We start from the raw sequence: 12,066 nt of genomic DNA on the forward strand, positions 1-12,066 counted from the left end.
GGACGCTGTCAGGCGACGTCGTCGCGTCGCTGGGGGAGCGGATGCACGGTCACGCCCTGCACCACGCGGTTCACCTCTCCGGAGGGGAACGGGTTGTCGGGCCGGATGCCCTGGTGCAGGGACGCGCGCAGCGCGACCAACTGCGCGCACAGCACCGCGGGAAGGGCGAGGACGGTGTCGTCGACATCCGCGAGCCCGGGAAGCAGCCAGGTGCCGTCGTCGGGCAGTCCGTCCCGTGACGCGGAGACGGCGACGACGCTGCCCTGCGGCAGCCCCGCGCGCAGTTCGACGAGGATGTCGAGGTCGTAGCGGCGCGTGTAGGGGTCGTTCGACACGTAGACGACGACGGCCGTACGGTCGTTCAGGACCGACTTGGGGCCGTGGCGGAAGCCGAGTGAGGACTCCGAGGACGCCACGAGCGCGCCTCCGGTCAGCTCCAGCAGCTTCAGGGCGGACTCCTGGGCCAGCCCCTTGAGCGCGCTGCTGCTGCCCAGGTACACCAGCCGTTCGGGTTCGCGGGCCAGCAGCGCCTCGATCTGCGGGCTGAGGCCGCCCGCGGTGATGTGCTCGGCCGCCGTGGCGGGGGCCTCGATGGCGTCCGTGGTGAGCGCGCCCAGGGCGAGCAGGGACGCCAGGAGCATGCCGGTGAAGCTCGACGTCATGGCGAAGCCCTGGTCGTTCGACGCGGCGGGCATCAGCAGGACGTGGGAGGAGGCGCTCTCGCCGTGGAGGCGTGCCAGCTGCCCGGCGCTGTTGCAGGTGATGACGAGGTGGTGCACGTGTGCCAGGACCTGGTCCGCCAGCCGGGTCGCCGCCACACTCTCGGGGCTGTCCCCGGACCGGGCGAACGAGACGAGCAGCGTGGGGACGTCGTCGGGGAAGGACGCGTGGGGGTCGGCGACGATGTCGGTGGTGGAAACGGCATCGGTGCGTCGGCCGGTGGCGCGCGCGACCGCGGCCCGGACGACTTCTCCGGCGAAGGCCGAGGTACCGGCTCCCGTGAGGACGATCCGCAGGTCCTCGTCGGCGAGCAGGGGTGCGAGGAAGGCGTCCAGGGACGCGCGTCCACCGGCGATGATCGCCCCGACCTCACGCCACACGTCGGGCTGCTGGACGATCTCGGCGGTGGTGTGGTCGGCCCCGCAGTCCTGCGGCACCAGGTCCTGGGTGGTGGTCTTCACGCGTACTCCTTGTCATGGGTTCGACATGCACGGTCGTAGTCGCGCAGGACGTCACGGACGTGATCGACCACGAGATGGCGCGGCGTCGCGGCCAGGGCCCCGGTCCGGACGCGCTGGTATTGGTTGGGCAGGTGGGCGCTCAGCAGAGGGAGCGGGATGTCGAGGCCCGAGAGGTTGGTGAACAGCCGGTCCTGCGCCGCGGCGATCTCGGGGTCGGGCCAGTAGTAACGCATGCGGTCGCTGTAGCTGTAGCGCCTGGCCAGCCGCTGATCGTCGGCGTCGCCCCCGTAGTACCCCTCCCACCAGGAGGGCTCGTCACGCATCCGCCGGTCGACCACCTCGCTCAGCCGGGACCGGGATCCGGCCGGTACGAGTTCGTCCTCGATGTCGGCCAGCGCGAACAGGGCCTCGCGCAGGGCGAACGTCAGGCCGGGGCCGACCTTGAGCACCGCCCAGTGGTCCTCCACCAGGCCGGCCAGTGCGTCCACCGTCTGGTAGTCGGTGGAGTGGGCTTCGAAGACCATGCCGGGTTCGTCGGCGAGGACCGTGCGCAGCTCGGCCGTCCGCTCCTGCCGGTAGTCGAACACCTGGAGGTGGTCGAACTCCACGCCGGGCTGTACGACCAGGGCCATGACACGAGGCCAGACCCCGGCCACACCGTGCTCCTCGAACGCGCGCCGGTTGTGCTCCAGCGTCACGCGAGCCGCCTGCGGGCTGGTGGCGGCCATGCCTTCCAGCGTCTCGTGCGCCCCTCCCGGCACCGGCACCTCGGTTCCGATGACATAGCGAAGGGCGTCGGCGGAGTCACCCGCGGTGGTCTCGGCCACGCGCACCAGCCGTGCGGTGCGCTCGGCGACCAGGCTGTCGGTCAGCGGAGCGACGTCGTCGGCGCAGACGAAGCTGCAGTCCAGGTGGATCTTCGTGAAGCCCGCCCGGACGTATGCCGCGACGAGCTCGTCCGCTTCGGCCATCGCCGACTCCGCGGGCAGTGACCGCCACCGGTTGGGTCCCAGGTGGTCTCCGCCGAGCACGACCCGGTCCAGCGGCAGCCCGTGCCCGGCGGCGATGCCGTGCACGAGTTCCCGGAAGTCTTCGGGCCGCATGCCGGTGTAGCCGCCGTACTGGTCCACCTGGTTGGAGGTCGCCTCGAAGAGGACGGTGCCTCCCGAGGCGAGGGCCTGGCGGACCGCTGCCTCGATGACCAGCGGATGGGCCGAGCAGACGGAGGTGATGCCGTGCGGTTCGCCTGCCTTCTGGTGGCGGACCACTTCATCCAAGGGGTTCCACATGATCGCTCCAGGGTTCTCCGGAGGGCTCAGCCGCATCTGTCGGCGCGCCTTCGGAAACGTGACTGGAACGGTACTGGTCTCATCATTGGCCGTCAACGGTCTGTTATTGGTATGCTACTGGTCTGCTCCAAACTGGTATACATCTGGTATGTCTTCTTCGGATCGTGGTATTCCCCAAGGGCTGTTGAGCGGGGACGCTCTGCCGCTGTACACCCAGGTCGCCGGACGCCTCCTGGACGACATCGCCGAGAAGGGTGCCCGACCGGGAGACCGACTGCCGTCGGAGCGGGCACTGGCCACCCGGTACGGCGTCTCGCGCGTCACCCTTCGCTCCGCCCTGAACGAACTCGCGGAGCGCGAGGTCATCGAGTCCGCGCCGGCCCGCGGATGGTTCCTCGCCGAGGGCTACGAACGAGTCGCCCCCTCAGCGCCTCCGGCGGCACCCGGTCAGGCGGCGGCCCAGTCGGTGCAGGGCTTCGCCGACTACGCCGAGCAGCAGGGACTACGACTCCGCGACTCGGTCCTGGAGGCCAGGGTCAGGCCTGCCACGGTTCAGGAGTCCGAACACCTGAGGGTCGGCCCGGGAGCCGCACTCTTCGAGATGCGCCGACTGCGCTACCTGGACGACATCGTCGTGGTGCTCGAGCACAACCGGCTGCCTCTCGCCCTGTGTCCGAAGCTGGCGGAGACGGACTTCACCAAGGACACGCTCTTCGCCACACTCCGCCGCGCCGACCCGCCACAACTGCCGAAGGTCGCCGACTACTCCGTGGAGGCCCGCCACCCGACGGCGGAGGAGCGGCGACTGCTCGAAATCACGGACGCGACTCCTGTGCTCGTCGCCACCCAGCTCGCCTTCAACCAGAACGGCCAGCCCCTCGAACTCACCGCGGCCGCGTACCGTGGCGACCGGTACCACTTCCGGGCCTCCATCACGGGGTGAGTGTGGACAGAGGCCGACCCCGGGGAACGGATACCCCGGCGACGTGACTTGACGGGGGGAGGGGCTTCCGGGCAGGACGCGGGACCCCCGGGGCCGGGGACCGGAACGGCTCAGGCCGGGCAGCGCCGACAGACATGTAACAAGCTGTCAGACCCTTTGTGGATCCAGATCAGTTGACCGCCAGTGTGATGCGCCAGAAATCCCGAGGGTTGGTTCTGCTCTGTTATCTGGCCGGTGGTTCCGACCTTGGTGAGGTAGTCGGCGAGGGGGTTGAGGATCTCGTCGGCTGTCTTGGTCCAGGTGAAGGGCCGCGGGTTTTCGTTCCAGGTGTCGATCCAGGCGGTGATGTCGTCCTCCAGTGCCTTCACGGAGGTGTGGACGCCGCGGCGGATGAGCTTGTCGGTCAGCAGGCCGAACCACCGCTCCACCTGGTTCATCCAGGAGGAGCCGGTGGGGTGAAATGGACGTGGAAGCGGGGGTGTCTGCTGAGCCACGTCCTGATCTCGGCGGTGTTGTGGGTGGCGTAGATGCCCCTATGGCTCGTCAAGCGGCAGCAGACGCCACGACTGTCGCCGGAGGCCGGATGTGCCGGTATAGCTCTCGGGCGACGCAGCGCTTGAGGCAGCGAATGGTCTCGCGCTTGGACATGCCCTCGGCGGTGCGTCGCTGCAGATATGCCTGGGTGCGTTCGTCCCAGCGTATGCGGGACTGGACGATGCGGTAGAGAGCGGCGTTGGCCTGCCGGTGACCGCCGCGGTTGAGCCGCTTTCGCTGGGTCTTGCCAGAGGATCGTTCGACCGGACTGGCGCCGCACAGAGCCGCGAACGATGCCTCATCCGTGAGCCTGTCGGGGTTGTCACCTGCGGCGATGAGCAGGACCGCGGCGCTGTCGGGCCCAACTCCGACCAGCCCCAGCAGTTGTGGCCGACTGGTCCGGACAGCCTTGGTGGTGCGCTTGGTCGGCTCCTTGACCTCCTGGGAGAGGTTCTGGACCCGGCGGGCGAGCATGCGCATCGTGAAGACAGCCTCGCCTCGATCGTCGTCGAGTGCCGCGCAGGCGGCTGTCAGGGCCGGGTTGGTCAGGCCGGTGAGCAGTTCGCGCAGATCGGGGTCGACGACCAAGAGGACGGCCTTGAGCTGGTTCATTGCCTGCGTGCGTGCCTTGACGGCTGATTCCTTGGCCAACCGCAGCACGCGCATGTCCGCTGCGGGGCCGTCCGCAGTCTTCGGCGTGGTGGTGGTGCGTCCCGAAAGGACGGCTCGTGCGGCCGCGTCCGCGTCGACAGCGTCGGTCTTGCCGCGCTTGCGCCGGGTGGCGCGGTCGGGCTGGTTGACCTCGACGACGTCAATGCCCTCCCGGCGCAGGGCCCGAGTCAGCGCGATTCCGTAGGAGCCGGTGCACTCGACGCCGGCACGTCGGACAACGCCAAACGATCTTGCCCAGGCGATCAGTCGGTGGTAGCCAGCGGCCGTGGTCGCGAATTTCTGGTGCGCGAGAGAGGCTCCCAGGGTGGTGATCACAGCGGCGACGTGGATGTCCTTGTGGGTGTCGACCCCCAGGATCACTTCCCCGGCCAGAGCTGGGGCGTGCTGCGCGGGCAGGTCGAGATGGGGCAAGCTGGCGACGGTCATAAGGCTCCTCGGACTGGGGCTGGTGGCCGACGCCGGTCCGGCGGGCGGTCAGAACTGTGACGGTGCCTTGTGCAGCAAAGCCCCCATCGGGACACGCTCACCGGGCCAGCGGCGGCAAGTGCCGCAGGGAACCGGAAGCCGACAGATCTACTCCAAGGCATCTGCGGCCAGTTGTCGCACGGGTCAGGCTCCGGCCTCCTGCGGCACCCCATGATCCTCACAGTGGTCGTAGTCGATGCTGCCGACGCTGAGCGAGTTGTCGGGGGCGGTCTTGTCCCAGCTGTCCATCCAGCCGTCGAGGGTCGTGCAGTGCCCGGCGGTGACGATGTAGGGGTTGCCGTTGTAGGTCCAGGCGAAGCCGGTGGTGCAGGCCGAGAACTTGTTCGACGCCTCACCGGAGGGCGAGTGGGCCTCGTAGCCGGCTCCTCCTTGTACGGGTTCTTGTCGCTCCACCGGTCCGCGGTCTCGTTAATCTGCGTGACGCCGGGGTTGACGCGGACGGTGATCATGTCGGTGCCGTACCGCCGTCCGAGCCGGTCCGCGAGTGCGTCGTCCTCAGCTGCGATCTCGACGACGACCTTGTTGGTCTCGGCGTCGACCTCCGCCGAAGCGAGGGCTGCGGCGCCGATGACGTCGTCCTCGTCGAGGTAGAGGACCTCGTCGGCGACGGAGTCGAGTACGGCCTGGCTGTGGGCGTCGCTCGTGGCGGCCAAGTGCTGTGAGACCACTGCGCTGGCGATGGCCTGAGAAGAGTGATGCGTCCGAAGGCGTGTGTCATGACCTGGCTGGGGATGCTGGTGAGGTCAAGGCGGTCCGGTACGCGGGTGTGCTGTGCGCGGCTTTGCCATGCGGGGAGTCGGCCTCGGCCCGCGTGGGCGGGGAGGTGCTGCGCGACGTACGGGTTGAGTTCGGCTTCGGGCAGGCGGAGGTCCACGTCCGTGGTCAGGGCTGCGGTGATCACTTGGCGGAGGCGTTCGTGCTCCTGACCGAACTGTGCGAAGTGTTCGGTGAAGGTTCGGTGGGCGAGACGGTAGACGGTCTGCTCGGCTTCGGTGTCGAGCATCAGGTACGGCGTGGCCTCTGCGGTCAGGTCACTGATCGCCCTGTCGATGATTGCCGTTTCCTGGGGAGCGATGGCCGCGGCGATCGTCGACCAGATCCCGTCACGGACCGGACGCCCGCGTCCTTGCGCGAGTGCCAAGGCGTGGAGCAACGGCCGGAAGGCCTGATGCGGCGTCATCAGGGGATGTGCCTGCGACGATCGGTACCGGAACGCGCACTCGCACCCCGGAAATGCCACTGCTCGCTGGTGCTTACGGGATGCTGCCGCCCGGGTTGATTTTAGGCCTAAAGGCACTCGAACGGCGTACGGGCTGGGTCGTTGGGCCGTGTCCTTCGGTGGTGAGGGGCGCCGGTCGGTTGAGTGTTGTCACGTTGCTGCTGCGATTCCGCTGTGCCGGCGTGGTGCCGGCCCTCGCGGTGGCGGCGAAAGGACTACCTCTGATGCGAGTGACCCGGACAATGTTCGCCTCCGCGGCGGTTGCCGCGGCCGTCGCGCTCTCCGCTCCCGCCGCGCATGCCGTGTCGCTGGTCGGACTTCGGGCGTCGGACGGCGGTAATTCCCACGGCAGCTACGGCAAACAGCACGGAAAGGAACACGACCACAAGTCGTCGGGGGAGAACGGGGAGGACGGGGGGTCTCAGTTCGAGGGTGGCGCGCAGGAGGAGGATGGCGCGCAGGCCGACGGTGGCGCCCCGGACATGGGAGGGGACGAGTCCGGAGCCGAGGAAGGCGGCAACCCGTGGAAGAAGAAGGGCGGCAAGCCGCACGAGCAGCGGCAGGCCCCGAGCGGCGGTGTGAAGGCCGGCGGCGGTGCCCTGGCCATGGCTCTGGCCGACGACGGCGGCAACCCGTGGGAGAAGAAGGGCGGCAAGCCGCACGGCGACGACAACGCGGCGAGCGACGACGAGCAGTCGCAGGGCGGCCCGGACGGCGGGGACCAGTCCGAGGGTGACGCGCCGGCCGCGGCTGGGGACGACTCCGGAGCCGAGGCGGGAGCCGAGGAAGGCGGCAACCCGTGGAAGAAGGGCGGCGAGTCGCACCAGAAGCAGCAGGCCCCGAGCGGCAGCGTGAAGGCCGGCGGCGGCGGGCTGGCAGAGTCCGGAAACGGCCTGGCCGCAGGCTCTCTGCTCCTGGCTGGCGGTCTCGGCGCGGGTGCCTACATGCTGCGGCGCCGGAGCGCGTCGGATGCTGTCGGGGCCTGATCGGTCCTTGCCGGGTGCCGTTCGGTCGCGGGCGCTGTCGCCCTGGGAAGGACGACAGCGCCCGCGGCTGCGGCCGCGGTGCCGGCGTCCCGCCGGCCCGCCGATGTCCGACCGCCGCCCCAGTTGATGAACAGGCCTTTGTCCAATGACTCTCGCGCAGCAGGCCCCGCCCGATGAGACCCCCAGTCGAGCCCCCGCGCGTCATGTCGGCCCTGCCCTGCTGTGGCCGGCCGCGGCGGCGGCCCTGGGCGCCCTGCTCATCCACCACTCGCTGACGCCTCCGGCTGATGCCAAGCCGCCGGAGCTACCAGCCGTCGTCGCCCCGCCCACACCTCTGCACTCGGTCGCACCTCCGGGATTGCCCCCGTCCGTCGCCCCGCCGCTGCTGGGACCAAATGCGATGGCACGTCCCTCGGGGCCCGCGCTGCCGCGGTCGGAACCAAAACGGATCGTGATTCCGCAGATCGGGGTGAACGCACCGTTCACGGACGTGTCCCTGACCCCTTCGGGACAGTTGAACACTCCACCCCTCACCGACAAGAACCTTGCGGGCTGGTACAAGGGCGGAGCCTCACCGGGCGAACGAGGAACGTCGGTCGTGGTGGGACATGTCGACACCAAGTCCGGCGCGGCGATCTTCGTGTATCTGCGCTTCCTCAAGCCGGGCAACACTGTGGACATCACCCGCGCCGACGGCATCACCGCCCGCTTCAAGGTGGACTCGGTCCAGGCGTTCAGCAAGGCCCACTTCCCCAACGCCCGGGTCTACGCCGACGCCCCGACCGCCCAACTGCGGCTGATCACCTGCGGCGGGACCTACAACCGCAGCGCCCACGAATACGAGTCCAATGTCGTCGTATTCGCACACCTCGACACATCGGGACGTTCCTGAGACATCGACCGGCCCACTGCCTCGACCCCGCCGTCCCGTACGGCGGGTCAGTGTGCCGGGGCTCGCCGGCCCGCGGCGCGTCGAGGACCCGTCTCCTCCGCACCAAGGCAGCCCCCTCGCATCTCGTCCGCTTCATCATCATGGCGCAGCCAGAGGGCGTGTCAGTGAATTTATGTAAGTGGTTTGGTTCTACTGGATGCTGAGCCGGTCTTCGAAGAACAGCGAGAACTGGTTCAGTGCCTCTTTCCAGTGTGCGGCGACGTGGTTCGCGTCGCGCGCTTTGGGGTTGATCTGCTCGCGGACAGCGAGGTAGAGGACCTTCAACGCGGCCTGCTCCGAGGGGAAATGGCCGCGGTTGCGGGTGGCCTTGCGGAGCCGGAAGTTGATCGACTCGACCATGTTCGTGGAGTAGACCACCGTCCTTATGGCTGGCGGGAAGACGAGGTAGGGCGTGAACTCCGGCCAGGCTGACCGCCAGGTCCGGACGATCGCCGGGTAGCGTTGGCCCAGGTCGGAGGCTTCGAAGTCGTTCGATGCCTGCTCGGCGGCTTGCTCGGTCGGGGCCGCGTAGATCGCTCTGAGGGCCGGCACCAGTTTGGGGTGGTCCCGCGCCGAGGACAGCGGAGCGAGGCCCTGGTCAGGTGGATCACGCAGGTCTGGACGGTGGCCTTGGGCCAGGTCGCGGTGATCGCCTCGGGCAGGCCCTTCAGGCCGTCGCAGGCGACGATGCAGACGTCCTCGACGCCCCGGTTGCGCAGTTCTGACAGGACGGCCATCCAGGTGGTGGCGCTCTCGCCCTCGGAGCCTACCCACAGGCCCAGGACGTCTTTTCGGCCGTCCATGTCGACGCCGACGGCCAGGTAGACGGGCTTGGAGGTCACCGAACCCGAGCGGATCTTCACCCACAATGCGTCGATGTAGATGATGGGCCAGACAGCGTCCAGCGGCCTGTTCTGCCAGGTCACGAGCTCGTCGACCACGGCATCGGTGACCTTGCTGATCAGGTCGGGGCTGACCTCGATCCCGTAGATCTGGGCCAGGTGGGAGCGGATGTCGCGCACGCTCATCCCGCGGGCGTAGAGCGAGAGGATCCGGTCGTTGAACCTCGGCGAGCCGCCGGGCATTCTTCGGAACCAGATGCGGCTCGAAGTCACCGTTGCGGTCCCGCGGAACTGCCAGAGCGATCGCGCCGGCGTCGGTGAGGACCGTCTTGGGCGAGGTCCCGTTGCGGGAGTTTCCCGACCCGTGTCCGGTGCGGTCGCCCTGCTCATAGCCGAGATGCTCACTCATCTCGGCTTCCAGAGCCCGCTCCAGAACAGCCTTGGTGATCTCGGTGAGCAGACCGCCCTCGCCGAGCAGGGCCGCCCCGCAGGCATCGGCCCTGTCGAGCAGCCGCTCGGCGGCTTCCTACACCATCTCGTCCCCGGCCGCAGAGGCAACCAGTTCCGTCTTGTCTGTCATGACTCGTCCGATCCGCCCGGCCCAAGAGCCCGAGGTCGAGCCCCGGGCCAGGCTGTCACATCACGGACTTACACGATCTTTCAGATACGCTCTGCACCGGATGACGTTTCCCGCTTGGTAGTTGAGCGTTTTCCGATGGCTCCCGCGGCTCGTGCCGCGGTGTCGCGGGGCATTACGATCGCGGGCATGGCGAGGCGGGGCACGGATGGGGGAGCGGCGGCCAGTTCTGCCGCTGTGTGGAGCGCGGATGTGGTTGATCACCGGCGCGTGGTGGGGCCGCTGGCGTACGACGTGTTCTGGGTCCCGCGAGATCCGTTGGCGCGTCGGGGTGAGTTGCGCATCGAGGGCGAGGTCGGATCGGTGAGGTGCGTCGACTCCGCCGGTCGTACCCGATGGACACATCACTGTGACGGGAGGCCCAACGCCGCTCATGTGTCCGGCGATCGGGTGCTGGTCACCACGGACTCTATGGAATACACGGCCTGGGGCATGCTCGGCCCGGCGCTGCTTCTCGATCTCGCGGACGGGCGGCTGGTCGCGGAGTTGCGCGGGCAGAGCGCGGCCGCGCGGGGCGGCGGCCGATTCGTACTCGGGCTCGAGGGCTACGAGTTCTTCGACACGTGGGAGTATGACCGCGACGGCAACGAGACCGATGCCTGGCGTTCCTACGGTCACTATGTCGTGGGCACTGGTCTGCGTGTCGTAGAGGCCGACCGTAGGGTGCCGACCAGCGGCCGGGTCGTCCGGCTGCTGCCCGGCGGAGTCGTGGAGCGTGGCCCGCACCTGTCCGACGGGACGTCGCCCGAGCCGCTGGTCCTGCGCGACGGCACGATTCTCGTCCTGGACGGCGGAGCGGTCCGCGCGGTGGGCCGTAGGCTCGACAGCACCGTCCTCGTCGAACTCGGGGATGCCGCGGCGGACAAGCGGCCTCGGATGTTCCGGGCGTTGCGGTGGGACGGCGACCGGGTCGCCGCGTTCGTGGCCGAGCAGCACGCGGACGATCCCACGCGCTACACGCTGGACACCTGGACTCTCGCCCTGCGCCACCGCGCCTGAGCCGTACAACGGGCCGAGCGCTTCACGCCCGCTATGAGGCCGACAACCACGCTTAGAGGTCGTTTTCTCCTGTTGTTTCATCCTGGAATCTGCCGTTTGGTCTACGGTGTCGGGTCGCGCCAGGAGATGGTGTTCTCGCCGGTGAGGCGGCGGGCCATCAGGTCTGTCATGACGAGGTGGATCATGGCTTCGGAACGGGCGGGCTGGGTTTCGCAGTCGCGGGCCAGGCGGCGGTGGAGCATGAGCCAGCCGTAGGTCCGCTCGACCACCCACCGCTTGAGGATCGGAGTGAATCCCCTGGTCCCGGGCCTGCGTTGAGTGATTTCCATGTCGATTCCGAAGGCGGCGGCGTGCTCGACGAGGTGCTGGCGATAGCCGCCGTCGACCCACACCTTGCGGACGCGGGGATGTTGGGCGGCGACCTGGTCCAGGAGCCGGGCGCCGGCGATCGAGTCCTGCACGCTCGCCGCAGTGACCAGCACGGCCAGGAGAAGCCCGATCGTGTCGGTGACGATGCTCCGCTTCCTCCCGACGATCTTCTTCCCGGCGTCGATGCCCTGGCTGGCGCTCAGCACGCTCGTCGAGGTCTTCACGCTCTGCGCGTCGATCACGCAGGCCGACGGTTCAGCCTCCCGTCCTTCCTGCTGCCGCAAGAGCTGCCTGAGCAGGCCGTTGAGCTGCGCGAACACGCCTTCCTGCTGCCACCTGGCGAAGTAGCCGTAGACCGTGTTCCAGTGCGGGAAGTCATGCGGAAGATAGCGCCACTGGACCCCGGCCCGGTCCACATACAAGATCGCGTCCATGATGTCGCGCAGGTCGTGCACGGGCGGCCGGCCGAAATCCAGGGCCCTGCCACGGCGCTCGAGACGCCAGGCGGCAAGGACCGGTTCGATCAACTCCCAGCGGGCATCGGACAGATCGCTCTGATACGGGCGTCGCTTCGGCATGTTTTTGGCGTATCGCCACAGACCGAGTGCGCCCAGGCGTACGGCAACATCAGCGGAAGCACACAGGCGGCGAAGGTCGGCGTCCGGGGATGAGACAGGCGCAAGCCATGTTCCACCCCACCCGTCACCCCGTCCGACTCACATGCCCCAACCACACGAGCGACCTCTTCCGTACCGCATTCGCACACTTCAAGAATCAGACTATTTGATCGCAAGCTAGATGAAAACGACCTCTTAGAGGTCGTCTGAAAAGCCTGTCAGCGGGCTGACCTTGCAAGGCGCCGCATGAGGAGCATGGCCATGGTGAGGTAGATGACGTTCTCCGAGCAGACGCGCAGGTACTCGTAGTCCTTCGACAGTCGGCGGCATCGTCCCAGCCAGGCGAACGTCCGCTCTACGA

Annotated in this window: 10 protein-coding genes and 2 pseudogenes; 4 read left to right on the forward strand and 8 right to left on the reverse strand. The window is 68.4% G+C overall.

Annotated features, from left to right (window positions below):
* Positions 1-8: 8 nt before the first annotated feature.
* Positions 9-1,181: an SIS domain-containing protein gene (locus ACZ60B_RS37800; RefSeq protein ID WP_469395399.1), complete on the reverse strand. Its 1,173-nt coding sequence runs from the start codon at positions 1,179-1,181 to the stop codon at positions 9-11.
* Positions 1,178-2,470 carry a D-tagatose-bisphosphate aldolase, class II, non-catalytic subunit gene (locus ACZ60B_RS37805; RefSeq protein WP_469395401.1) on the reverse strand — a complete coding sequence of 431 codons (1,293 nt, stop codon included), beginning with the start codon at positions 2,468-2,470 and terminating at the stop codon, positions 1,178-1,180. Before ACZ60B_RS37805 ends, ACZ60B_RS37800 begins: the two co-directional genes overlap by 4 nt.
* A gap of 148 nt (positions 2,471-2,618) precedes the next feature.
* On the opposite strand from ACZ60B_RS37805, the gene ACZ60B_RS37810 reads away from it, so the two are divergent.
* On the forward strand, positions 2,619-3,413 hold the full coding sequence (locus ACZ60B_RS37810) for a GntR family transcriptional regulator (RefSeq protein ID WP_469395403.1): 795 nt from the start codon (positions 2,619-2,621) through the stop codon (positions 3,411-3,413).
* Between the two features lie 242 nt (positions 3,414-3,655).
* Here the strand turns inward: ACZ60B_RS37810 and ACZ60B_RS37815 are convergent.
* The 3 genes and pseudogenes from ACZ60B_RS37815 to ACZ60B_RS37825 form a co-directional block, all read right to left on the reverse strand.
* Positions 3,656-3,939: pseudogene (locus tag ACZ60B_RS37815) on the reverse strand (IS630 family transposase); the annotation flags it as partial.
* 17 nt (positions 3,940-3,956) lie between these two features.
* Entirely contained in the window at positions 3,957-5,045 is a 1,089-nt protein-coding gene (locus ACZ60B_RS37820; protein WP_469395405.1) for an IS110 family RNA-guided transposase, read from the reverse strand.
* 183 nt (positions 5,046-5,228) lie between these two features.
* Positions 5,229-5,498, reverse strand: a complete 270-nt coding sequence (locus ACZ60B_RS37825) for a hypothetical protein (protein ID WP_469395407.1) — start codon at positions 5,496-5,498, stop codon at positions 5,229-5,231.
* 1,050 nt (positions 5,499-6,548) lie between these two features.
* Here ACZ60B_RS37825 and ACZ60B_RS37830 point away from each other — a divergent pair.
* Together ACZ60B_RS37830 and ACZ60B_RS37835 are read left to right on the forward strand one after the other, a co-directional pair.
* Complete coding sequence (locus ACZ60B_RS37830) at positions 6,549-7,310, forward strand: hypothetical protein (RefSeq protein ID WP_469395409.1); 762 nt, start codon at positions 6,549-6,551, stop codon at positions 7,308-7,310.
* A 145-nt stretch (positions 7,311-7,455) separates the two neighbouring features.
* Positions 7,456-8,202: a class F sortase gene (locus ACZ60B_RS37835; RefSeq protein ID WP_469395412.1), complete on the forward strand. Its 747-nt coding sequence runs from the start codon at positions 7,456-7,458 to the stop codon at positions 8,200-8,202.
* Positions 8,203-8,391: 189 nt separating this feature from the next.
* On the opposite strand, the pseudogene ACZ60B_RS37840 reads toward ACZ60B_RS37835, so the two are convergent.
* Positions 8,392-9,594, reverse strand: a pseudogene (locus ACZ60B_RS37840) (IS256 family transposase).
* Positions 9,595-10,131: 537 nt separating this feature from the next.
* Between ACZ60B_RS37840 and ACZ60B_RS37845 the strand changes: the two are divergent.
* Positions 10,132-10,719, forward strand: coding sequence for a hypothetical protein (locus ACZ60B_RS37845; RefSeq protein ID WP_469395413.1), 588 nt, complete (start codon positions 10,132-10,134; stop codon positions 10,717-10,719).
* Between the two features lie 101 nt (positions 10,720-10,820).
* Here the strand turns inward: ACZ60B_RS37845 and ACZ60B_RS37850 are convergent, their stop codons facing one another.
* Together ACZ60B_RS37850 and ACZ60B_RS37855 are read right to left on the reverse strand one after the other, a co-directional pair.
* On the reverse strand, positions 10,821-11,666 hold the full coding sequence (locus tag ACZ60B_RS37850; RefSeq protein ID WP_469395415.1) for an IS5 family transposase: 846 nt from the start codon (positions 11,664-11,666) through the stop codon (positions 10,821-10,823).
* Positions 11,667-11,923: 257 nt separating this feature from the next.
* Positions 11,924-12,066, reverse strand: a 143-nt coding sequence (locus tag ACZ60B_RS37855; protein WP_469395417.1) for a transposase, incomplete at its 5' end; no start/stop codon positions are given.

Source organism: Streptomyces sp. NPDC104096 (genome assembly GCF_055584385.1).